Origin of the sequence: Seongchinamella sediminis, from assembly GCF_003457605.1 — a bacterium.
Classification (GTDB): Bacteria; Pseudomonadota; Gammaproteobacteria; order Pseudomonadales; family Halieaceae; genus Halioglobus; species Halioglobus sediminis.
Genome location: NZ_QRAN01000012.1, coordinates 1 through 22,915, shown reverse-complemented (window position 1 = coordinate 22,915; position 22,915 = coordinate 1). Strand labels below are relative to the sequence as shown.

The window sequence follows — 22,915 nt, the reverse complement described above, 5'->3', positions numbered from 1 at the left end:
AATCGATGAACAAGCGCCTGCCCCGGGAAGACAGCGAACCCTGGTATCGCCAGTTCTGGCCCTGGTTCCTGATTCTGCTGCCGGCCTCGGTCGTGGTGGCCGGCATCACCATGGTGGTAATCGCCAATCGCGGCGCCGATGACCTGGTGATTGACGAGTATTACAAGGATGGCCTGGCTATTAACCGCAAACTGGAGAAGAAGGAACGCGCCGAAGCCCTGGGCATAGGAGCGAGCCTGCAGGTATCCGGTACGGAAATCCTGGTAAGGACCACCGGGCCGGTAGCATCCCCGCAGTTGCAGCTGTTGCTGTCACACCCGCTGGAGTCTGACCGCGACTTCCAGATCACGGTAGTACAGAGCGTGCCAGGGGAATATCGTGGCCGCTTGCAGGCCAGCATCGCACCGCGCTGGCACTGGGCTCTGCTTAACGAGGCAGGACAGGCCTGGCGCCTGGACGGCTCCATCACCGCAGCCGACCTCCGTGACGCGAGCGGTGGCTGAGCCGGCGGCGGCCCCCGATGCACTGAGCGAACCCTGTTACCATTGCGGGGAACCAGTGCCCGAGGGCCTGCAACTGTACACCGAGATCGGGGGCCAGCAGCGCAGCATGTGCTGCCCGGGCTGCCAGGCCGTGGCGGCGATGATCGCCGGCAGCGGCCTGGACAGTTTCTACCAGCAGCGCACGGCCTACAGCGAACGCCCCAGCGCCAACGCTGAGCCGGACAGCAGCCAGTACCTCATTTACGACCAGCCGGAACTCGCCGCGACATTCTGCGAGAACAACGATGACGGCAGTGTCAGCGCCCGCCTTCTGCTCGGTGGCATCACCTGCGCGGCCTGTACCTGGCTAATAGAACAAACCCTGGCACCGGTACCGGGCGTGGTGACAGCGGCGGTCAACCTGCAGCAGTCCCGACTGGACATTCGTTTTGATCCGCAACAGCTGCCATTGAGCGAAATTTTCGCCCGTGTGGAGGCTCTCGGGTACCGGCCACAGCCCTTCCAGCTCAGCGCCCGCCGGGAGCAGCTGCGGGCGGAGTACCGGGCTGACCTGCGCCGGCTCGGCGTGGCGGGCTTCGGCATGATGCAGGTCGGTATGTTTGCGGTAGCGCTGCACGCCGGTGATATCCAGGGCATACAGGAGCAATACCAGGGCCTGTTGCGCGCGGTCAGCCTGCTGGTGTCCGGATTTATCGTCTACTACAGTGCCGGCACGTTTTTCCGCACCGCCTGGCGCCACCTGAAACAGGGCGCGCTGGTCATGGACCTGCCCGTGGCCCTGGCCATCGGCCTCGCCTGGCTGGCCAGCGCCTACGCCACCTTTACGGGCAGCGGCCAGGTGTATTTCGACTCGGTGGTGATGTTCACCTTCTTCCTGTTGCTGGGCCGTTTCCTCGAGGCCCGGGTGCGCCAGCGTCACGCCAGCAACTGGTTTGATGCCCAGAGCAGTTTGCCGGACGCGATTCGCGTTCGCCGCGGCGAGCAGTGGCTTACGGTGCCGCGCTCGCAGGTTGAGCGGGGCGAAATCATGCTGGTGCAGGCGGGGCAGACCATTGCCGCTGACGCTACCGTCATCGCCGGTAACAGCGCCGTGCGGGAAGACACCTTCAACGGCGAGCACCTGCCGCGCACGGTGGCGACCGGGGACATCATTTACGCCGGCACTCTCAACGTGGAGGCTGCCCTGGAAGCGGAAGTCCTGGGCAGCTATGCCGAAAGCCGGCTGGCGGCGCTGCAGCGCTCAGTGGAAGTCGCCGAAACAGAGAAGCCGCAGCTGGCAAAAATGGCTGACCGCATCGCTTCCTGGTTTGTTGCCGGTGTGTTGCTCGTCACTTCGGCCACCGCTATCGCCTGGTGGCAGATCGCTCCGGAACAAACCCTGTGGGTGGCACTGTCGGTGCTGGTAATATCCTGCCCCTGCGCCCTGGCACTGGCCACGCCGGCCGCCCTGACCTCGGCGGCCAGTGCCCTGCGGACCTCGGGGGTGATCGTCCGCGGTGAAAATGCCCTGGAGGCGCTGTCCCGCACCACTCACCTGCTGTTTGACAAGACCGGCACCCTCACCGAGGGACGCCTGGCCGTACGCCGGGTGGAACTGCTGGGTGAGCTTGACGAGCAACAGGCGCTGCAGCTGGCTGCCGGCCTGCAGCACTGGTCCAATCACCCGGTCAGCAAGGCTTTCGCCCACATAGAGAGCACTGAAGGCTTTCACGACGTCAGCTACAAGCTGGGCGCCGGGCTGCAGGGCAGCGTGAACGGACAGCTATACCGCATTGGTAGCGAGGCCTACTGCCGCGAACTCTGCCCCGGCCTTCCACCACCGCCCGATGACCCGCTGTACTGGATTGCCCTGTGCAACCCGGCACAGGCGCTGGCCTGGATAGGCCTGGACGACCAGCTGCGGCAGGAATCGCCAGCCGTTGTGCAGGCCGCGCGCGCGGGGGGGCTGACCCTGGGCCTGCTCACCGGTGACAGCTCGCCCCAGGGTAAATTGCTGGCCGCCGGGCTGGGTATAGACGATGTGCGCACGGGCATGGAACCGCAACAGAAAATGCAGCGGGTGCAGGAGTTACAGGCCGCGGGCGCGGTCGTCAGCATGGTCGGCGACGGCCTCAACGACGCCCCGGTACTGAGCGTGGCAGACAGTTCCTTCGCGGTAGCGGGGGCGACCGACCTGGCCCGCACCCAGGCCGACTTCGTTATTGTCGATGACGACCTTGCCCGGGTGACCGAGACCTGGAACAAGGCCCGCGCCTGCCGCCGCATCATCCTGCAGAACTTTGCCTGGGCGCTGGGCTACAATCTCAGCGCGATTCCACTGGCGGCCACCGGTAACGTGCCGCCCTGGGCGGCGGCGATCGGAATGTCGCTCAGTTCACTGCTGGTAGTGGCAAACTCGCTGCGCCTGAACCGGCGACGGGCACAGGAGATACAGTACTGATGGACAGTTTGTACCTGTTAATTCCGGTCGCGCTGGTGCTGGTGGCGCTGGGAATCAAGTTGCTGCTGTGGGCCATAGACGATGGCCAGTACGACGACCTGGACAAGGAAGCCTGGCGCATCATCGCCGATAAAGAAGCGGGCCAGGGCAAGGACCCCCCCCCGGAGAACACCGGGGATGAATGAACTCGGTTACCTCAGCGCCCTGGCCCTGGGCCTGGTCGGCAGCGGTCACTGCCTGGGGATGTGCGGGGGCATTGCCGCCGCCCTGAACCTGGGCGGCGCGCGCTCCCTGCCGGTAACCATCGCCTATCACAGCGGCCGGGTGCTGAGCTATACCCTGCTCGGAGCGCTACTGGGCGTGATTGCGGGCAGCATTGACCTGGTTGCCTGGACCATCGGTCTGCGTTACCTCGCGGGCCTGTTGCTTATCGCCATGGGCTTGTATGTGGCGGACTGGTGGCGGGGCATGCTGGTGCTGGAGCAGGCCGGGGCCCGTTTGTGGCAGCCGGTACAGCGCTTTTCATCCAGGCTGCTGCCGATACGCACGCCCCTGCAGGGACTGGCGCTGGGCCTGTGCTGGGGCCTGATGCCCTGCGGCCTGATTTACTCCGCCCTGGCCTGGTCCGCCACTGCCCAGAGTCCCCTGTACTCGGCCTCGCTGATGTTCTGTTTTGGCCTCGGCACCCTGCCGGCGATGATGGCGGTCAGCCTTGGCGCCAGCCGGGTCCAGGCATTTTTACGCCGTCGCGGCCTCAAGCTTTTTATCACCCTCATGCTGATTGCCTCGGGCATCTGGACCCTGTACCTGGTAGCCGCCCACGGCGATCATCTCCGCCACCAGGCACCGGGGGTCGAGCAGGGTCAAATGGACCATTCCACGATGGATCATTCAAAAATGGGACACTGAAAATAAAAAAGGCCCACCCCGGAGGGCAGGCCAGACGCCTTCAGGCCGTAGGTGAGCCGGCTCGGGGATTAGTTCAGAGTGTCTAGGCAATACCGATATTGTAGACCCAGAGAGCAATCTCCAAGTCAATCCTGACTCCGGGTTTGTCGGCCTCGCGCAGGGTGACGCTAGCGGTCGGTAGTGCTGATCTCGATATAACAGGTGCCCACAAGAACGTTGACATAATGCGCAGATAGCACTCTTAACAATCCGGGGCACGGCTCGGGACGCCCCCTCTACCGCCCCCGCTCGTTGATACGCATTGCGGCGAACACCTCTTCCCGTGTGCCGCGCGGCGGATAGATCAGCTGGGTGTTGATCATCGTCTTGATCTTCTTGGCCTCGTGCCCGGTAGCCTGGACCTCCCGCCTCCAGCCGGCAGTGAACACCGCGCCGTAATCGCCGAGGTCAAGGCAGGTGACGTAGTCCGCCTGGCGGTAGATCTGTGGCGGAAGGCCAAGCATAGCCCGGGCGGCGTTGAAGCCGGCGTACTTGCCCATGGTGCGAGCGTGCTGGCAGGACATCAGCGCGATCTGTTCCGCGCCACCGTCAGCCGACCCGTCGTCGGCGAGCGCATGTGCGACATCGCCGGTGGCATAGACAGCGTCTACGCCCTTCACCCGCTGATAGTCGTCGACGCACAGGCGGCCTTGTGAGTCTCTTTCGCCGGGTATCTGCGCGGTCAGGGCATTAGCCCGGAGACCGACCGTCGTGACCACCGTCTTCGCGGCAATACGCTCGCCGTCGTCCAGCGTCGCCCCGTCCGCATCGACTGAGGCTACCGAACGACCGAGCCGCATTTCCACACCCGCCCGCAGCAGCGCGTCCGCTATGATGGGTCGGGGGTTTACACCTAACCCAGGGCCGACTTCGGCTGCCCGTTCAACGAGCACAATACGGGACCGCCCGACCGCATCCGCCCCGCCGTGGGCCGCTATGCGCCGCGGCATCTCCGTCGCAAGCTCGATTCCTGTCATGCCGCCGCCGACAATCACGTAGCTGTCCCGTCCGGGTTCTTCGGGCCCCGAAACCGTCGCAGAGAGATGTTCATCGAGCGCGACAGCGGCCTCGAGCGTGTCGATGTTGAAGGCGTGTCCGGCGAAACCGGGCACCGCCAGCAGCGGCATTTCGCTGCCGGTCGCGAGGATGAGCGTGTCATAAAACAGCGCTTCACCTGTGGCGAGGGTCACCGTCTTCGCTGTGGTGTCGATCTTCTCCGCTGCACTTTCAACGAACACGACACCCGCCGGGTCCAGCGTTGGCCGCAATGCCGGGCGCAGCGTCCCGGGGTCGCACTCATAGAGGCGCGGGCGAATCGTGATGCCGTCTACCGGATTAACGAGCGTGATACAAAGGTCGCCGCCCGCCTTGTCGTTCTCGTCGGCCGCCACGACCGCCGCGGACAGCCCTGCGAAGCCGCCACCTATGATCAGAACATCTCTCATTATCGCTTCCCCCTCTTCGCATACTTCGATCTGGATCCGCGGCGGCGTTCGGCGAGGCGCGCCTCAAACCACTCGCGGCCGGCAGCGGACTGTGATTTGGGTAACTTGCTCTCCACCTGTTGTGCGAGGCTTGCCAGCGTATGGCCGCGGAACGTCTCGAACATGCGCTCCTGTGCCTCCAGCATGACAGCGTGAATTGAGCACACTCCATTTGTCGCCCAGTCCGGTGGGTTGCCGGAGTAGAGGATACAGTTGCGGCGAATCTGCTTGCACTGAAACAGCGGCTTATCACCCTCGACCGCGAGAATGACGTCCATTACGGACACCTCACTAGCGGCCTTGGCCAGTCGGTAACCCCCTTGGATACCCTCCGCACTCGCGACAATGCCAGCCTTCTGGAGTTGGCTGAACAGCTTGGCGACCAGGGACGGAGAAACTCCCTGGAACTCGGCAAGATCCTTCGCCGAGACAGGCGCGTGCATATCGGGGCCCGCGAGAAAGAGCAGGCAATGAAGGCCGTATTCGACGTTGCTGCCATAGAGACTCATTGGGGTACGATCATAGAATTAATCTCCTACTTATATTATCTACGATATATTTAGTCGTAGTTTAAGTCAAGCGCAATTCCCGCAAGCAAGATTCGTCCTCTTACGCTTGTTATGCCGAGGTCTTCCTGGCTATAAAAAACCCGGACTGGTGTCGTTACCAGGCCCGAAAATGCGCTGCCCACTACGTCGTTGGAAGCGGGATTGGCGGCAAACCAACAGGTCGCACACGATCAGAAAGCATGCGCGCAACAGCTATACCATCGCAGCTCAGGGAGCTCCCCGTAAGCGGTCTACTTCAAGTAAAGATGGCGCGGTACCAGATAATGGTCACAGTTCTTGCCGCGATATCAACGGGAATGGGATTGGAATTGAGTTCCTCCTGGGCGTACCAGCAGTAGGCCGACTGTTCAACCAGCGAAGCCATCGAGTCAACCAGCACCCTCACTTCCACGCCATCGACATGGGTAATTCCATGTGACTCTTTGATCGCATGGGTGAAGCGCTCGATGTGGCGCTCTCTCATCCGCCACCAGATTTCGCGGTCGCGCTTATCCACAGTGACCGCCTCAAACAGGGTACGCATGATATCCCTGTTAGCGTAATAACATTCCAGATAACCCCTGTTGGCTTCGAGCAGAGCCTCAAAAGGCTCTGTCGCAAAATCGTAGGCGCTCCCGCCACTGGCCTGATAGAGCATCTCGTGGACATCGGCTATAAGGTGCGCAAACAGGTCTTCCTTGTTCTTGAAGTAACGGTAGAGCGAGCCCATGGACAGTCCCGCCTCGACAGCGACGTCACCCATGCGCATGGACACGTAGCCATCCCTGGCAAACACTGCCCGGGATGCCTCCAGAATTCGCTCCCGAGTCTTAACCCCCTTCGGCGTAACCGGTTCTGCCCCCATAGTGTGATTCCTCTTAATCTGCTCCTGCTACGGTCCAACGGCCCCTGTCCGCGCCACTTAAGTGAAAGTGACTACGCCTTTACATGATTCTGGCATCGCTATTGTAGCACTGCTTGCCGGTCTTTGTTGTCGCCCGACCCGGTCACCGGGTCTGAACCGCACAGGGCTAACTACGCAGGAATAGCCTGCACCGTGGCTCCAGCCCGGGTTAATTCGAGGGCCATGACGACTGACCGACTAGAGTCTGCTTTGCTGCTTTGGCGCGCTACTAGAACCCGTATCTGGTGTCCAGTCGCTTGCAGATTTCCCGTAACATGCTATGGGCGCCATCGACATCGGCTAAGCAACCCTTATCTAAAGCAGACTCCACCGCCCTTAAAGCAAGCCCCCACTCGTGTTTTTCAAGAAGCATCTCAGCCAGATGCAAATAGGTATCGCCGGTTTGTGAATTGCACGCCACTCTTTCTACAATGTCTCTCATACCAGCACCATTGAAGGTTGCAGACCCGGTCTGCTTACTGTTCCGTGCCCAGACAGTGGCGCCAGTTCGCATCCTGATAACGCCGACTGCGTCGTCAATTCGCGTCTTATTGCCCAAACACCGCACGACCGTCCTTCAGGACCACCGTGTCACCCACCTTTGCCACGAATCTCAACTGCCTCGATGGCATTTCTCCGGCGTAGATTTCGATTCTGTCACCCGGCATTACCGGTGCCGCCAGTTTGGCCTCGAGTTCGCGCAAGGTCGCCGGATGCGCACCCACCGCCGCGGCAATTTCCCTCGCGGCAATGCCCAGAGTGCACAGGCCATGTAGTATCGGGCGCTCAAACCCATTCGCGCGAGCCACTTCGATATCGATGTGTACCGGATGTCTGTCACCGGTGAGACGGTACAGTGTCGCCTGATCCTCTCCGGTTGCGACCTCCGAATGCCAGTCGTATTCCGGCGCTTCAGCTGCGGCAGCGGCGGAAGGGCCCCGCTCTCCTCCCCAGCCGCCCATACCGGGCAGAAATATCGCATAGGTTGCCGTAAAGAACTCCGAGGAAACCTCAATCTCTACCACCGCTGCCTTTCCCTTGTCCCAGACATTCACCACGCGTCCCGTTGACTGAATGGTCCCATTGGCGGGCATAGCTTTATGTATTTCCAATCGCTGTGAGGCGTGTAGTGAACGGGTTCTGTCATAGGCACCCAGGTCGCCCGCGGCTTCGACAGCCCACAGCCCCAGTGCACAGGCATAGGTTGGCAACACACGCAAATCGCGCTCATAGATGAGATCAAGTTGATCGGTTCTCGCACCGACAGCTATCGCGTACAAAATTGCGTCACGGTCCGTGTAGACGAGTTCGTTTGTGCCCAGCTCATAGCCGGCGAGGTTTTCAAGTTTCATGGATGTTTGCGCTTGTTCGTCTGATTGTTGCGACATGAATTTGTGCCTCCTGAGTGTGCGTATAGATCACCGCTTCTTGGCGCTCTCGACTGCAGCGCGACGTTCCGGTGATTCGAGAATATTCCGGCGTTTTTCGTTCCAGCTCTCAGGGTCGTAGCTCCCGTCCTGCAGGGCATTGAGCAAGCCCTTCGAGGCCGCCACGGCAAGCGGAACGTTGCCCGCACCGGCCCGGGCGATGGCGACAGCGGCCTCCCGGCTGCCGCCGTTAGCGATTGGGTAAGACAGCAGGCCCACGCGAGCGGCCTCCTCGGCCAAAAACCTCTCCCCGAGAACCAGCAGTCTGAACAGAATATCGGGGGCTACTGATCTGGCAACTCGGGCTACCGCGGCGGGATTGTAAAGCAGACCGAGACGCGCGGCGGGAATCTGTATAAAAGCGCCGGCAGAAGCCACCCGCACATCGCAGGCCAGGCAAAAATCCACCGCGGCACCGACACAGGGGCCGTCGATAGCGGCGATCACGGGCACGGGCGTATCATTGATGGCCTGTACCGCCGCTGCTACCGCGTCGTCCACCGCCAGATCGTCCAGAGTACCATTCAAATCGGACAGGTCGGCGCCGGCACTGAAACACCCCCCCTCGCCGCAAATAATAACCGCGACCGTTTGTACCGTGACTTCCTCGTATAAAGCTTTACAAAATGCCTCCAGCAGCGCTATGGAGAGGGCATTCTTGCGCTCAGGCCGGTTCAGTACCAGAGTGAGCAGCTTGTCATCGCGTTCGATTCGAATCAGATCCGACATAGTGAAAGCTCTCAGCCCTCCACCGTTGCAGTCATGGCCCATTTATCAACAAGGGGGGTTCGATCAATGGCGAGTGCCTCCTCCAGGTCTTCGGCCAGGTTCAACAGTAGCTCCTCGCTCATCTGCGCCCCCACCAGTTGCAGCCCAACCGGCAGTGAATCTGCAAAGCCACATGGCACCGTCGCCGCCGGATTGCCTGCCACATTAAATGGCGCTGTGCCGGGAAACGGGCCCCACAACCAGTGAACGTCCTGACCATCTATTTTGCTGGGACGCTCCTTAATCGGGAACGCCGTCACTGCCGTAGTCGGAAGCACTACGATATCGAATTCCTCGAACAGGCGCTGAATGCGCGCGCGATAGACGGCGTGCTCCCTGTGCCCCTGTTCGACCTGCTCCGCGGATAGCGAACGAGCCATTTCCAGGGAGCGGCGCTCGTAGCCGGTTAGTCGGTCCGCTGATGTTTCCAGCAGGTGGTCCCTCTCCCTGAACTCATTATGAAGCACCAGAGGCGCAAACGCGGCTTCCCAGCCAGTCAAATCGAGCGGATGTTCCGCTACACAGTGGCCCATTTCCACCAATAGCTTGACCGCTGCTTCTGTTACCTCTACCACGCCGGGATCGTGGGGGCACCCAGAAGGTCGCGCACACCAGGCGACACGCAGTCCCTTGGTCACCTTCTGCCGCCGGTAAGTGGTATCAGCGAGTACGCCACACATGACTCTTGCATCGGACACGCGCCAGGCAAAGGGTCCGGGTGAGATAAAATCACTCATCGCGCTCAAACCGTTTTCATCCTGGCAAAGTCCATAGGTCGGCTTGATACCGAACAACCCGGTAAAGGATGCCGGAATCCGTATTGATCCGCCACCGTCAGCACCCACTGCCAGGGTAGACAAGCCTGCCGCAACGGAAGCAGCCGCACCGCCGCTGGATCCCCCCGTTGTTCGCGTCACGTCCCAGGGATTATGACTGTCGTCAAAAAACCTGTTTTCCGCCGTGGCTGATTGGGCGAATTCGGAGGTATTCGTCCTGCCGGTGAACACCGATCCAGCAGCGCGCAGGCGCCTCACAACACCCGAGTCGCTCTCGGCAATGTTGTCCCGAAATGCCAGCGAGCCATAGGTGGCGACGTGGCCTTCTATATGGAAAGTATCCTTGATCGATACAGGAACCCCGCAAAGGGGGCCCGGCTCTCCGCTGCGCCAGGCGCGTTCCGCGGCGAGCGCCTGCGCCCTCGCCAGGTCATCCAGTCGGCCCAGATACGCATTCAGCTGTGGATTGAATCGGTCGATGCGCTGGAGCGCCTCTTCCAGCACCTCGACAGGGGACAATTCTCCGCTTTGATAGGCGGCCTGCAGTTTCGCAACCGACCAGTACAGAGGAGAGTCCGCATGACTACCCATACTAGCCATTTGGACAGACCCCCCCGCTCACACCATAAACTTCCCCGGTGACATACCCTGCCTTGTCACTGACCAGGAAAGAGACGATGTCTGCAATATCCTGGGGCTGACCCACCCGCCCTACCAGTGATTTGTTTTCAATATAGCCTTCGAAGAATTCATCCGGATAGATCTTGCGCAGAAACTCGTTATAGATCAAGCCTGGCGCAACCGCATTGACACGAATACCATGTCGGCCATTCTCGGCGGCCGCTACCCGCGTCAGTGCATGTATGCCCGACTTGGCGGCGGAGTAGGCGGCACCATGATCCGTGTTGGTTTCCCAGGCTGCTATGGACGAAATGTTGATAACAACACCGCCGGCGCCCGCATCGATCATGCGTGGCAGTGCATGGCGCATACAGTTAAATGTGCCGTTGAGGTCGACATCTATACAGCGCAACCATGTCTCACGGGCCATTTCCGCGACCGGTTCAATCTTGCTCCAGCCCGCATTGTTAACCAGGACATCCAGGCGACCACGCTGTTCAACAACGGTCTTCATCACCTCTTCTACCCGGTCAAAATCGGTGACGTCCAGCCCAAGGGAGAGGAAGTCACGCTTAAACTCCTCCGACAGTTTCCCTGCAAACTCACCGGCTCGTCTCTCGTGAGCATCCGTGATCACCACGTCCATGCCATCGGCAGCCAGTTGATGGGCGACTGCCGCACCAATTCCCATACCCGCAGCCGCAGTTACAACCGCTACTTTCCTGTCACTCATGATTCACTCCTTCCTCACTATAAACGCTGATCCTGGCCACAGACTTTGTGGCTTTCTGTCATTTTTCGCTCTGCGTCAGAGCGGCTCTTAAAGTACTGGCATAGGCGGCGGGCTGATCGATACTCACAAGATGCCCGGCATTCCTCACTTCCCTGTAGTTGCCGTGTTTCAGTCCGTCCAGAATGATGTCAGCTGCCTTGCGGGGACAAAACACGTCCCCATCCGCACCGATGACCTCCACCGGGCAACTTATCTCGGACAGCCGCGGCGTCAGCGGGTTGCTGTGAACACCGATCATCGCCCGCGCGGCATTGATGTACCCGCCGCCGTTGCCGACCGCATCGATACGACGGCGCGTCACTTGATCGACATCGACATCCCCACTAACTATCTGGGCCTTCGTGTCATCCCGAAGAGCCGCGTTGAATGCTTTGACATCGTCCTGGATAAGCTCAATACGATCACCGAAAAACCCGGCGGCCGTGCTACCCACTACCGTGGATGTGCCAACCACCACCGCTTGCTTCACCAGATCGGGCCGCTCCAGCGCCGCCCACAGTACGATCGTGCCGCCCAAGGAATAACCAACGCACCTGGCCGGACCGGTGACCGTTTCCATAAAGGCGATAAGGTCTTCTCCCAGTTGCTCGAGCGTGCCATCGGCGTCGCCGAGGCTGGTCTCCCCGTGTCCGCGAAAGTCATAGGCGTAGGTGTGGAAGTCCTGCAATCGCTGTTGTACGTCGCCAAAACTGTTGCGGTCTTCAGCGAGGCCGTGAATGAGCACTACAGGCTCGCCTTCACCGCTCTCGGTGTAAGTGACATCGATGTCTCTGATACGTTTTTGCATGGTGCTCACTCTTTTCCCTCAGTTGGCCAAATATTCCGGATCATTCTCTAGAATGATGGTCTTGAGATCCGCTTTACGAATTTTCCCACCCGCGGTGCGGGGCATTTTGCGCACACAGTGCACAATCTCGGGGCAGTATCGTTTTGCCAGCCCCTGGCCCAGGGCGAATTCCCGGAGGTCCTCCACTCCCGGCGTCTCACCGCGGGGCAATATGACGGCGCAAATGCGCTCTCCGAGTCGCTCATCGGGCAACCCGATGACGGCCACACTCTCCACACCCGGATGCTTTGACAGCACGTCCTCCACCGGGATGGGGGATATATTGACGCCACCACGGATAATCAGGTCCTTGAGTCGACCGGTAATCTGCAGGTAACCTTCCTCGTCGATCCGCGCGAGATCTTCTGTGCGAAAGAATCTCTCGGGGGTCATCAGGGAGTTATAGAGTTCCTCCTGCCCCAGGTAGCCAAAGAAAACCCCAGGGCCGCGCATGGCCAACTCGCCCTCTTCCCCTGCCGCAAGAACATTGCCCTGGTCATCCAGAATGCACATTTCCAGTCCCGGCAGGCCGATACCGGCGGTAGCGATAAGCTTTTCCCGCGGACTGTCGGGAACACAGGTCACTACGCCGCCTTCCGTCATGCCCCAGAGGTTAGTGACGAATGTATTGGGAAACTTCTGCCAGGCCTGCTCCAACAGAATTGGCGGTACGGGTGCGCCGCCACAGACGAAGGAACGCAGCGAGGCCAGTTTAGGGGACTCTCCCTGCCAGGATTGCTCGATCAGATCGCGCAGGAATGGGGTGGCCGCAGCGGTGAAGGCGCAATGGTACTCCTCGATCATCTGCAGCGCGGCGGCCGGATCCCAGCGGTCCTGCAGCACAAGGGGGGCGCCGGTGAAGAGTGCCAGACGTGCGCCATGGTAGGCGCCGACGCTGTGCCCCAGTGGCGATGCCATAAAGATCGGCTGATCAGGACCGAGGGAAAAGCGATCGGTAAAGGCCTGGTTCAGTGCTCCCAGAGTATCCGTCGAGTGCATAACCGCCTTGGGGCGTCCGGTTGTGCTGGACGTGAACATCACCAGATCAAGCCCCGGTGTCTGCGCTGCCTCTGCTGCTGCCGCGTTGTGATCAGCCTTCCAGCAATAGTCGCCCTCCGTGGTCACGGTCAACAGGTCTGGCGTGTGCGAACACCGGGCGAGTGCGCCGTCTACCGTTCCTGCCAGATCCTGACTGCCATGCCGGTCACCGGTAATCAGCAGGGGACTTTGGATAAGCTCCAGTGCGTACGCTAGAGTTCCTGCGTCCGTGGTGACGGGAATCGGTGCTGGTACCGCCCTGGTGCGCAGTACCGCCAGGAACAGGATCTGCCATTCAGCCCAATTCGGCATAAACATCAGGATCCGGTCGCCGGGGGTGACACCGCGCCCTGCCAGCACAGCCGCCAGTTCTCCCGACTGCCGCCACAGCTGCTCATGCGTCAAGCTGCGACCCCGATTATCGACCACCGCCAGATCGCCGGGGCACTTGTTCACATGCCGTTCATAACGAACTTCAAGGCGCTCACCTTGCCACCAGCCCATTGCACGATACCAGTCGTGACGAGCACTTTCTGCGTCGAGACTCCCTGTCTTGCCAGTCTCGCCTGAGCGATCTTTTCCCATCCCGAATCCGCCTCGCCTGAACCTATCAATGCACGCTTAATGGTCGCAACTATTCCACAGCCACAAGCAAAAGTCTACTATGATGTCATTTTTTTGTGATATTGATGTCATTTTATTGATGATTCACTTCACGCCACCTTTTTCAGACTGAAATATCAACCGTTTTCTCGACACTTAGCAATTTCCTGACAGCCTCGGGCACTGGCAGCGCGACTATCGCGCTCCCGCCCTCCTTACCGGAGTGAGCCCATACCCTGACCTCGGCTCCCCGGGCGACGAGATCGCATGCACTCCCGCTGCTGAATTCGTGGGTGACAACAAACGAACTAGTGCCGAACTTTTCCACCCTGGAAACCAGAGTCACAATGTCACCAAGGCGCAACGGGCGCTTGAATTCCATATTACTGGCCACCAGGGGACAGCCCAGGAAATCGCTGCTATCCCGGGTTCTGGCAACAAAATCGAATCCCGCCGCCTGCAACAGCCCATGGGTACCGCCATCCATCCAGATATAATAATTCGGATTGAAGATAATGCCGGCCGGGTCGCAGTGGGACCACTCAACACGCAACCTTTGGATTACAGTAAACATCGTCTCTTATCGGCGCGGTCTTGCGCCCCTCCAGCTGACCAAAATGCAGTGAACGAGATCCAGCCTACACTTTTATGACATTGATGTCATTTAATTGTGACATCAGTGTTGTTTTATCTCTGGAAGTATGAAATAGTCATCTCACCAACGCTTACTTTCAACAAGCAGCCTGACCTGCAGAGGAACATAAAATGAAAATCGGAATGTCACTTGGCATAAGCCCGCGCGAACCCATCCTGCACGCCGTCGAAGTAGTGAAAAATGCTGAAGCCCTGGGATTCGATGCCGCCTATATCACAGATGTCCAACTCTCAATGAAGGATTGCTTTGCCGCCATGACCCTGTGCGCGGTCAACACCTCAAAAATCAAGATTGGCACAGGTGTCACCAACCCCATCACACGGCACCCTTCCACCCTGGCCTGTCAATTTTCCGGTCTCAAAGAATTAAGTAATGGGCGCGGCATCCTGGGCATCGGCACGGGCTGGACGGGGGTATTTCCGATTGGACTCAAACCCTCTACCATCAAATACCTCGAGGAGTCGATCATTAACATCAAAGCTCTCTGCGACGGTAAAGAGGTTGCTGGCGGGGAAGGCGGCGAACCCTATAACATGACCATCGCGAACGGTAGATTCCCCATATTTGTTGCTGCCAACCAACCGCGAATTCTGAAAATGTGCGGTCGCGTCGCTGATGGCGTGATTCTCATGGGGGGGGCAGATGAAGAGTTCACCAAGTGGCAGATGGACCTGGTCAAAGAAGGCGCGGAGGAAGTGGGCCGCGATACCAGCGAGATCGAGTTCCACCTCTGGGCCACCATCGGAATCAATGATGACATTGCACAAAGCCGAGATGATGTGAGCCACTGGGCCGCTTCCCAGGCAGAGACCTTTTCCAAGTGGAAAACCCTGCCGGATTTCCTGCTCCGCTTCAAGGACGACTTTGATCGCGCCGGTGCAGCCTACGACCGAAGCCATCACCTGTCTTCCAATGCGGCACACAAAAGCGTCGTATCCGATGAATTCATCGACTATGTCGCGCTCACCGGCAATGGCGACCAGTGCCTGGACCAGATCAAGCGCCTAGGGGCCCTGGGCCTGGATGGCGTCACCCTGGCATTCCGCGCGGGTTCCGGCGGCAGGCAGGCACGCATGGAAGAAATTTCCGAGAAAATCATCAAACGGCTTTAATAGCGGTAAGCAGAATATGCATTTTTCGGAAACTTTATCTGATAGTGATATCATTTTTATGCAGGCAGTTTTTCCAATCAATTGCAGTATGTGACATAACATCGCTCCCGAGTGGCTATTCCCGACGGAGCACTAAAACACAGCACGCACTCCCCGGAGGGGTAAACAATATGATTACTCTCAACACCAGAACCAAAGTCATCTGCAGCACTGTCTCAATGGTCGTTGCGTACACAGCCGCCCCGGGCACATGGGCTGCAAGCAATCTCCTTGAAGAGGTGGTTGTGACGGCCCAGAAACGGGAGCAGTCCCTGCAGGACGTCAGCGTGGCCGTCACGGCGGTGAGCGGTAACCGAATATCGGACGGCCTGTTCAACAACATTGAAGACTTGCAAGCCCTGGTTCCCAGTGTTTCCGTCGGCAGCGACTTCGCCCAGGCGAAGTTATTCGTCCGTGGTATTGGCCTCAGCAGTTCGTTTGCCGGCGTTGATCCGTCTGTGGCACTGCACGTCGACGGAGCGATCGTCTCCCAGTCCTATGCCCAGCTGGGGTCTTTTTTCGATCTGGAGCGCATTGAGATTCTGCGTGGTCCGCAGGGCACTCTCTACGGCCGCAATGCCACCGGGGGGTCGTTCAACCTGATCACCAAAAAGCCGACCAATGAGGTGGAAGGTTATGGACGGTTCACTGTGGGCGATTATGACCTGTTCCTGCTGGAAGGCGCTCTGAGCGGGCCAATTAGCGATAACACCGCCGGTCGCATCGCAGTGCGATCAGAGAGTCGCTCCGGCTATGGCGAAAATGAGGTGAGCGGCGACGATATAGACGATGCAAATAAGCAGGCCATGCGAGGGCACCTGCGATGGGACATCAACGATCACGCCGATCTCCTGCTGAGTGGCGAATGGGCCAAGGAGAACGACTCGGCCCTGGCACTGAAATTCATCCGCGAATCGTTTCCTGACAATCCCGAACTAGCCCCTCCCGGTGTGGGCGGATTTGCCAAAGATAAACGCGACGTGGCATCGGAAGCCAGCTACCGAAATGATCGGGAGACCTGGTCCGTCACGGGCACACTGAACTGGCGGCTCAATGAGCAATTCACATTGAAGTCCATCACCAACTACCGTGATCTGGACCTGTTGATCAAGCAGGATCTGGATATTTCTTCGAACATCAATGATGACGTACAGAACAACGTGGTAGAAAGTGAACACTTCAGCGAGGAACTGCAGATAATCTACGATAGCGATCGCTTGCACGGTTTATTCGCCCTGTTCTACTTTCAGGAAGACCTGTATAACGCCAACAACATCGGCTTCGACAACGAATTCATCAATACCGGCGGTTTTCCACTCTTTCCCAACACACAGGCCGTACTTTTCACCGGCGATATTGATATTGAAGCGGCGGCCGCCTTCGCTAATTTTTCCTATGAACTTACCGATACTGTCACCCTCAAGCTGGGTGGTCGATACAGTTATGAAAGCCGGGATGCAAAGACTTCAAATAAACTGGATTTCAGCCATTTCGGACCCGCTGCAACCAATCGCACCCTTTACTTCGAGGATGACAAGGACTTTACCGACTTTTCACCGACTCTCGGTGTGGAATGGCGTCCGACAATAGACACCATGTTCTATGGCACCTATTCCCAGGCATTCAAGAGCGGCACCATCCAGGGTGGACAGTTGACACCTATTCTGGACCCGGAGGAAATCGAAAACTTTGAACTGGGCGTAAAAGGAACCTTCCTTGACGGCAATTTGAGAACGAATATCTCTGCCTTCTATTATGAAATTGAGGACCTGCAACTGGATCGAACTTTTGCCAACGAGGAGGGTGGCTTCTCGTCCGTGTTTGAGAACGCCGCAGAAACCGAGGGCAAGGGCATCGAGGTCGAGGCGGCCTGGCGCGCTGCAGACAACTTCACCTTGAGCGGATACGTCGGCTACATGGATATCGAATTTGTAGATTATGAAGCCGCCAACAACCTGAGCCCCGTCGCTGAAACGGAAGATCTGGCAGGCAATCGCCCCAGGCAGGCACCCGAATGGAGCTGGAATATCAGAGGTGATTATGACTTCCCGTTAGATAATGGTGGCTTGATTACTGTCGGAGCCGAGGCTTCCTACAAAGACGAGCAGTTCTATACTGAGTTCAATGACGAGATAACCAGCGAGGGCGAATATACGCTGGTGAATGCAAACGTCAGGTACAGCTCTCCGGAAGACAACTTCTTTGTTAACGTCTGGGGCAAGAACCTGACAGACGAAGAGGTTTACTCAGGCATTTTCATCATTGCCACAGGTCGCACAATTGGCGGCTCACTCCTGCCGCCACGCACCTACGGCGTAACCATCGGCTACGATTTCTGAGTCGGTGAGTTCACGGCCCCCACCTCAGCGTTGCTGTAGCGGGGGCAGCTTGAAAAAAGGTCGAAAGAAAATTACGCGTGCAAAGCAGAAGTGCTGAGCGGATTCAAACGAGGTGTCAATCGAACCATGGCAAAGCAAAAAGACCTTAGCTGGAAATTGTGTTGTGCGACCTTTGTAGTTCTATCTGTTCTCACTTTTACGCCTCTGGTGATACCCCCAGGGCAAACAGAACCGACGTTTGCCTCGCTGCCCTACACGCTGTGGACCAGCATACTGGTCGGTTTCGCTCTGCTCCTGCTCACATTTATCGGCACCCGGGTCCATTGTGGTGAAGACACAGAGCATGGAGAACAGGAATGACAACCTGGCTGATAATTCTGGGCGGCATCTACATTGGGCTTCTGGTCTATGCGACGATAGATGCCCGGCGCCGCATCAACACCTCCGATGACTACGTCATGGCCGGGTCCGATATCGGCCTGTTTTTCGGCTTCCTGACCTTCGCCGCCACCCTGTTCAGCACCTTTACCCTGCTGGGGATGCCCGACTTCTTCCGCACCCACGGTATTGGCTCCTGGATATTTCTTGCTGTGGCGGACGCCGGCATGGCATTCGTCATCGTATGGTTCGCCTTTCATTTGCGCCGCAAGGCCTTCGAAAAAGGATTCAATGGGGTGGCCGGCTTACTGCGAGACTGCTACCGCAATCGCTGGGCGGGCTATCTCTACCTGGGAGGGATATTCGTGTTCCTGGTGCCCTATGTCGCAGTGCAGGTCCGGGGCATCGGTATTTTTCTTAATGCGGTTTTCCCCGATACCCTGCCAGTCTGGGGTTGGGCGTCTTCCATTGTCGTCGCGATGTTAATCTACAGTGAGCTCGGTGGCCTGAAAGCAATTATTTACAGTGACGCATTGCAGGGGTCGGTCCTGTTTACCGTGACCGGAATTATCGCCTATGGTTGCGTAGAAAATTTCGGCGGTGTTAGCGCCATGTTCGAGCAAGTGAAAGCGGAGAACGCCGCCCTGTTGTCGGTGCCCGGGCCGAAAGGCTTGTTCACGACCCAATTCCTGCTGGCTTCTTTTCTGGTCATCCTGATGGTGCCCATTACCCAGCCACAGCTCACCACCCGCCTGGTCATTCTGCGCGATATGCGAACCGCACACCGTATGGCAGTGGCCGTGGGCCTGTTTGCACTACTGCTGATTCTGATGATCATTCCCATCGGCCTGTATGGCGCGATCAACTATGCTGACGCATCGGTTATTGACTTCCTGGCAAACACCATCATCTTCGACCAGGCTCCTGTTGTCGCCGCGGCGGTAGCGATCGGTCTGATCGCCGCAGCCATGTCGACGGCGGATTCGCAAATATTCGCCCTTGGCACCGAACTCCGTTCTCTCCTGTCAGGGGACGAAAAGAAAGTCATGAAGACAACGAAATTGGCAATCATCTGTTTTGCAATGGCAGGCCTGGTGGTCGCGATCATCAGCGGCAACCAGCTGGTGCTGCTGGCCCGGGTGAGTTTTGCCGGTACGGCGATGATGGCTCCTTTTGTGCTGGCCGCAATCCTGAGCAGTCGCCCTCCAGGCCTTGAGATCATTGTCGCAACAGCGGCAGGTCTGCTGCTGTTCCTCGGTTCGGTCACCGGTTTTGTTCCAGAGATGGTGGGCCCATTCCGCCTCGACTTATTGCTTTTACTCTCGCTTAGCACGCTTACAATTCTCTCGTTGGTATATCGAAAGTTTACTCATGCGACGTCAGGCGGCGAGCACGCGAAAGCGCAATCATGGTCGTAAGCTTCCACTTCAGAAGATATTCAATCTGATACCCGGGCCGTTCGGGATCAATTTTTCGGAAAGGTACTGGCCCCGCCTTTATTGAGGAAAGCCGCTGTACCGCGGTATCTGTTAGGAGATATAAAAATGATTGATGTTAAACCCACCATAGCGATTCTGGGAGGAACCGGCGCCCTGGGAACCGGCCTGGCGCGCCGCTGGACCCTGGCCGGATACCCGGTCATTATCGGCTCCCGGACCCAGGAAAAGGCCGAGGCCGCACTGACGGATCTACAGGAGGTCATGACTGAGCGCGGTGCGAATATTACCGAGGTCCGGGCGATGGAAAACCTCGAAGCGGCCAGCGCTGCAGATCTCGTCATCCTCACTGTGCCTTTCGCCCACCACAGCGCAACCCTCGAAGGGCTTAAATCCGCCCTGCAAAACAAGATCCTGATTGATGTGACTGTCCCGTTGATGCCGCCCAAAGTCGGCACCGTACAACTTCCTTCCGCAGGTTCTGCCGGTGCAGCGGCGCAGAATTTGCTGGGCGAAGGGGTGCGGGTGGTATCTGCTTTCCAGAACGTCGCAGCCCACCACCTGCAGGAGGGGCACGGACTGGACTGTGACGTCCTGGTTTCAGGTAACAGCAAAGATGCTCGAGCAGAGGTCATAACACTGGTCGAAGCGGCCGGGATGCGCGGCTTTCACGCGGGCCCGATTGCCAACGCTGCCGCTGCCGAAGCCCTGACCTCAGTCATTATCAACATTAATCGGGCACACAAGTGTCATGCTGGCATCTCGATTACCGGGTTGGGTTAGAGCGCAGGATGTGGGCCGTTCTGCCACTCAAGCAATTCCACATGGCCAAGCAGCGGCTGGCGGGTGTGCTGGCACCCTCACAACGCCGACTGTTATTCGAGGCCATGGTGGAGGATGTGCTGTTAGAACTGACCCGTGTCGAAACGCTCGATGGAATATTGATCGTTTCCGCCGATCCAAAGGCAAGACTACTGGCAAAACGCTATGATGCCACACTGTTAACTGAACCGGCTCACAACAAGAGAGGGCTCAATGGTGCCGTAGACCACGCCATCAGCTATCTACTAAAGCGCGATGCTGCAGAAGCCATGATATTGCACGCAGACCTGCCTCTTGTTCACGCCCGGCACATTGAGAGCCTTGTGCAAGCTCATCGAAGCAGGTCAGGCAGCGGTTGCGTCACGGTCATTTCTGACCGCGCGACACGCGGCAGTAATTGCCTGTTGTGTACACCGCCGGACATCATCCCATTTTCCTACGGCGAGGAAAGCTGTGCAAAGCACATGCGAAATGCCAGCGCGAGGGAAGCCTGTTTGCAATTACTGAAGTGCGAAGCCCTGGAAATGGATATCGACCTGCCTGGCGACCTGCTCGACCTTGCCGCAGCCATGGTCGCCGACCCGCACTACCATAGCCGCAAGACCTATGCTGCGCTTTGTGATCTAGGCATCCTGCACCATCTGCCGACAAGACGCTGCCGGACATTTTTTCAATCAGAACCACTCAACAACGCGTGCGCCAAATGACCTCCAGACTTCCACTGCAAACCGCAGCGCTATTGAACAGCATGACAAGCCAGCACCGGCTCTCCGATGCCGAGGCCCAGCAATTGGCGCATGATAATGACACCAAACGACTTGCCAGCCACGCTGCAGCACTGCGAGACATCGGTCACAAAAACCTGATCGGATACTCAAGAAAAGTGTTTTTGCCCCTTACCCAACTGTGCCGTGATGTCTGCCACTACTGCACCTTCGCCCAGACCCCGAGAAAACTGCAGGCACCTTACCTTAGCCCTGAAGAAGTACTTACAATCGCCAATCAGGGTCGGAGATACGGCTGTAAGGAAGCGCTGCTGACTCTGGGGGAAAAACCGGAGTTACGCTATCGCGTGGCGCGCGAAGCGCTGCAGAAAATGGGATACAACACGACATTGGAATATGTGGAAGCCGTGGCCAGGCTGGTATTTGAAGAGACCGGTCTCCTGCCCCATATCAATGCTGGCTGCATGACCGCTGAAGAGCTCGAATTTCTCCGACCGGTGTCGGCATCAATGGGCATCATGCTGGAGTCCAGTTCTTCACGATTGTGCCAAAAGGGCATGCCGCATTTTGGCTCTCCTGACAAGCTACCGGAAGCTCGCCTGGAAACCATCAGACTGGCGGGCGAAGCCTGTGTTCCGATTACTTCCGGAGTCCTGATAGGCATCGGTGAAACCCGGGAGGAGCGCATCGAATCGCTTCTCGCCCTCCGCGCTCTTCATGAGCAACATGGTCATATACAGGAAATCATCATCCAGAATTTCCGTGCCAAATCGGGCACCTTGATGGCAACGGCCGCAGAACCTGATCTCAATGAACTGCTGTGGACTATCGCAGTCGCCCGCATTTTGTTTGGGGCCGAAATGAATATTCAGGCGCCACCCAATCTCAGTCCGGGTGTCTTGCCACAACTTATAGCCGCTGGCATCAATGACTGGGGCGGCGTTTCCCCGGTGACACCGGATTTTGTCAACCCTGAGGCCCCCTGGCCCCAACTGGAGGGGCTGGAGGTAGAGACACAGCAGGCCGACAAGTACTTGCAGGAGCGTCTCACTGTTTACCCCGCCTTCATACGCAATGGCAGTCGCTGGCTTGCGACCGAGATGCACGGCACCGTGCTGCAGTTGAGTGATAGCGACGGCTTTGCCCGAACGGAGGACTGGCTCACCGGGGGAGATACAGCTCCCCCGGAACCGGACCTGGCGCTGATCCATAATCCGGTTGCAATTGACAAAGTGCAGCCAGCTATCCGTGACCTGGTATCCCGCGCAAGGAACAAAGAGAGCCTGACGGAGGATGAAATAACTAGCCTGTTTCAAGCCCGTGGCCCGGATTTCGCCTACATCTGCCAGTGGGCAGATCGACTGCGGGCACAGGAATCGGGTGAAAAGGTCAGTTATGTGGTCAACCGGAATATAAACTATACCAATATCTGCTACTTCAAATGTCAGTTCTGCGCATTTTCCAAGGGTAAATTGAGTGCAAACCTTCGCGGTCGCCCCTACCAGCTAAACCTGGACGAGGTGGCCCGACGCAGCCAGGAGGCCTGGGAGCGCGGAGCCACCGAAGTTTGTTTACAGGGGGGAATTCACCCTGAATATACAGGCCAGACCACTAGCGTCCGGTTAATTGTTGAACAAATTCAGTTGGTTAGAAACCATGTCATCTTCCAGGATATGTTTGGTATCGAAAAAGTCATTGTTTAAAGGGATTTTTTCGAAGAGGGTGACCGA

Annotated in this window: 20 protein-coding genes; 10 read left to right on the top strand and 10 right to left on the bottom strand. The window is 58.1% G+C overall.

What is annotated here, in order from left to right; all coding sequences use genetic code 11:
* The first annotated feature begins 5 nt into the window (after positions 1-5).
* Genes DWB85_RS11945 through DWB85_RS11930 form a run of 4 tightly spaced genes read left to right on the top strand, consistent with a single transcriptional unit; the run spans position 6 to position 3,852 of the window.
* Positions 6-503 (top strand): FixH family protein, encoded by a 498-nt coding sequence (locus DWB85_RS11945; protein WP_117954895.1) that lies wholly within the window; start codon positions 6-8, stop codon positions 501-503.
* Positions 484-2,943, top strand: a complete 2,460-nt coding sequence (locus DWB85_RS11940; protein ID WP_239017310.1) for a heavy metal translocating P-type ATPase — start codon at positions 484-486, stop codon at positions 2,941-2,943. The genes DWB85_RS11945 and DWB85_RS11940 overlap by 20 nt, the downstream gene beginning before the upstream one ends.
* Complete coding sequence (gene ccoS / locus DWB85_RS11935; protein WP_117954893.1) at positions 2,943-3,128, top strand: cbb3-type cytochrome oxidase assembly protein CcoS; 186 nt, start codon at positions 2,943-2,945, stop codon at positions 3,126-3,128. The genes DWB85_RS11940 and ccoS overlap by 1 nt, the downstream gene beginning before the upstream one ends.
* Entirely contained in the window at positions 3,121-3,852 is a 732-nt protein-coding gene (locus DWB85_RS11930; protein WP_117954891.1) for a sulfite exporter TauE/SafE family protein, read from the top strand. The genes ccoS and DWB85_RS11930 overlap by 8 nt, the downstream gene beginning before the upstream one ends.
* Before the next feature lie 275 nt (positions 3,853-4,127).
* On the opposite strand, the gene DWB85_RS11925 is transcribed toward DWB85_RS11930, so the two are convergent.
* From DWB85_RS11925 to DWB85_RS11875, 10 genes are all read right to left on the bottom strand, one after another.
* Positions 4,128-5,336: an NAD(P)/FAD-dependent oxidoreductase gene (locus DWB85_RS11925; protein ID WP_117954889.1), complete on the bottom strand. Its 1,209-nt coding sequence runs from the start codon at positions 5,334-5,336 to the stop codon at positions 4,128-4,130.
* Positions 5,336-5,884 carry an RrF2 family transcriptional regulator gene (locus DWB85_RS11920; RefSeq protein WP_117954887.1) on the bottom strand — a complete coding sequence of 183 codons (549 nt, stop codon included), beginning with the start codon at positions 5,882-5,884 and terminating at the stop codon, positions 5,336-5,338. Before DWB85_RS11920 ends, DWB85_RS11925 begins: the two co-directional genes overlap by 1 nt.
* Positions 5,885-6,179: 295 nt before the next feature.
* Positions 6,180-6,788 carry a TetR/AcrR family transcriptional regulator gene (locus DWB85_RS11915; RefSeq protein ID WP_117954885.1) on the bottom strand — a complete coding sequence of 203 codons (609 nt, stop codon included), beginning with the start codon at positions 6,786-6,788 and terminating at the stop codon, positions 6,180-6,182.
* A 587-nt stretch (positions 6,789-7,375) separates the two neighbouring features.
* On the bottom strand, positions 7,376-8,215 hold the full coding sequence (locus tag DWB85_RS11905) for a MaoC/PaaZ C-terminal domain-containing protein (RefSeq protein WP_117954881.1): 840 nt from the start codon (positions 8,213-8,215) through the stop codon (positions 7,376-7,378).
* Between the two features lie 30 nt (positions 8,216-8,245).
* Entirely contained in the window at positions 8,246-8,983 is a 738-nt protein-coding gene (locus DWB85_RS11900; RefSeq protein WP_162846105.1) for an enoyl-CoA hydratase/isomerase family protein, read from the bottom strand.
* Between the two features lie 11 nt (positions 8,984-8,994).
* Positions 8,995-10,398, bottom strand: coding sequence for an amidase (locus tag DWB85_RS11895; protein ID WP_205422724.1), 1,404 nt, complete (start codon positions 10,396-10,398; stop codon positions 8,995-8,997).
* On the bottom strand, positions 10,391-11,152 hold the full coding sequence (locus DWB85_RS11890; protein ID WP_117954877.1) for an SDR family NAD(P)-dependent oxidoreductase: 762 nt from the start codon (positions 11,150-11,152) through the stop codon (positions 10,391-10,393). The genes DWB85_RS11895 and DWB85_RS11890 overlap by 8 nt, the downstream gene beginning before the upstream one ends.
* Positions 11,153-11,210: 58 nt before the next feature.
* Positions 11,211-11,999 carry an alpha/beta fold hydrolase gene (locus tag DWB85_RS11885; protein WP_117954875.1) on the bottom strand — a complete coding sequence of 263 codons (789 nt, stop codon included), beginning with the start codon at positions 11,997-11,999 and terminating at the stop codon, positions 11,211-11,213.
* 18 nt (positions 12,000-12,017) lie between these two features.
* Positions 12,018-13,661: an AMP-binding protein gene (locus DWB85_RS11880; protein ID WP_117954873.1), complete on the bottom strand. Its 1,644-nt coding sequence runs from the start codon at positions 13,659-13,661 to the stop codon at positions 12,018-12,020.
* Positions 13,662-13,803: 142 nt separating this feature from the next.
* Positions 13,804-14,253 (bottom strand): acyl-CoA thioesterase, encoded by a 450-nt coding sequence (locus DWB85_RS11875; RefSeq protein ID WP_117954871.1) that lies wholly within the window; start codon positions 14,251-14,253, stop codon positions 13,804-13,806.
* A 191-nt stretch (positions 14,254-14,444) separates the two neighbouring features.
* Here DWB85_RS11875 and DWB85_RS11870 point away from each other — a divergent pair, with 191 nt between their 5' ends.
* The 6 genes from DWB85_RS11870 (at position 14,445) to cofG (ending at position 22,888) form a co-directional block, all read left to right on the top strand.
* Positions 14,445-15,446: an LLM class flavin-dependent oxidoreductase gene (locus DWB85_RS11870; RefSeq protein WP_117954869.1), complete on the top strand. Its 1,002-nt coding sequence runs from the start codon at positions 14,445-14,447 to the stop codon at positions 15,444-15,446.
* 170 nt (positions 15,447-15,616) lie between these two features.
* On the top strand, positions 15,617-17,824 hold the full coding sequence (locus DWB85_RS11865) for a TonB-dependent receptor (RefSeq protein ID WP_117954867.1): 2,208 nt from the start codon (positions 15,617-15,619) through the stop codon (positions 17,822-17,824).
* 356 nt (positions 17,825-18,180) lie between these two features.
* Complete coding sequence (locus DWB85_RS11860; RefSeq protein ID WP_117954865.1) at positions 18,181-19,620, top strand: sodium:solute symporter family protein; 1,440 nt, start codon at positions 18,181-18,183, stop codon at positions 19,618-19,620.
* Between the two features lie 126 nt (positions 19,621-19,746).
* Entirely contained in the window at positions 19,747-20,421 is a 675-nt protein-coding gene (gene npdG / locus DWB85_RS11855; protein ID WP_117954864.1) for an NADPH-dependent F420 reductase, read from the top strand.
* A gap of 8 nt (positions 20,422-20,429) precedes the next feature.
* Positions 20,430-21,167 (top strand): 2-phospho-L-lactate guanylyltransferase, encoded by a 738-nt coding sequence (cofC, locus tag DWB85_RS11850; protein WP_117954862.1) that lies wholly within the window; start codon positions 20,430-20,432, stop codon positions 21,165-21,167.
* A gap of 41 nt (positions 21,168-21,208) precedes the next feature.
* Positions 21,209-22,888, top strand: a complete 1,680-nt coding sequence (gene cofG / locus DWB85_RS11845; protein WP_239017316.1) for a 7,8-didemethyl-8-hydroxy-5-deazariboflavin synthase CofG — start codon at positions 21,209-21,211, stop codon at positions 22,886-22,888.
* Positions 22,889-22,915 lie beyond the last annotated feature (27 nt).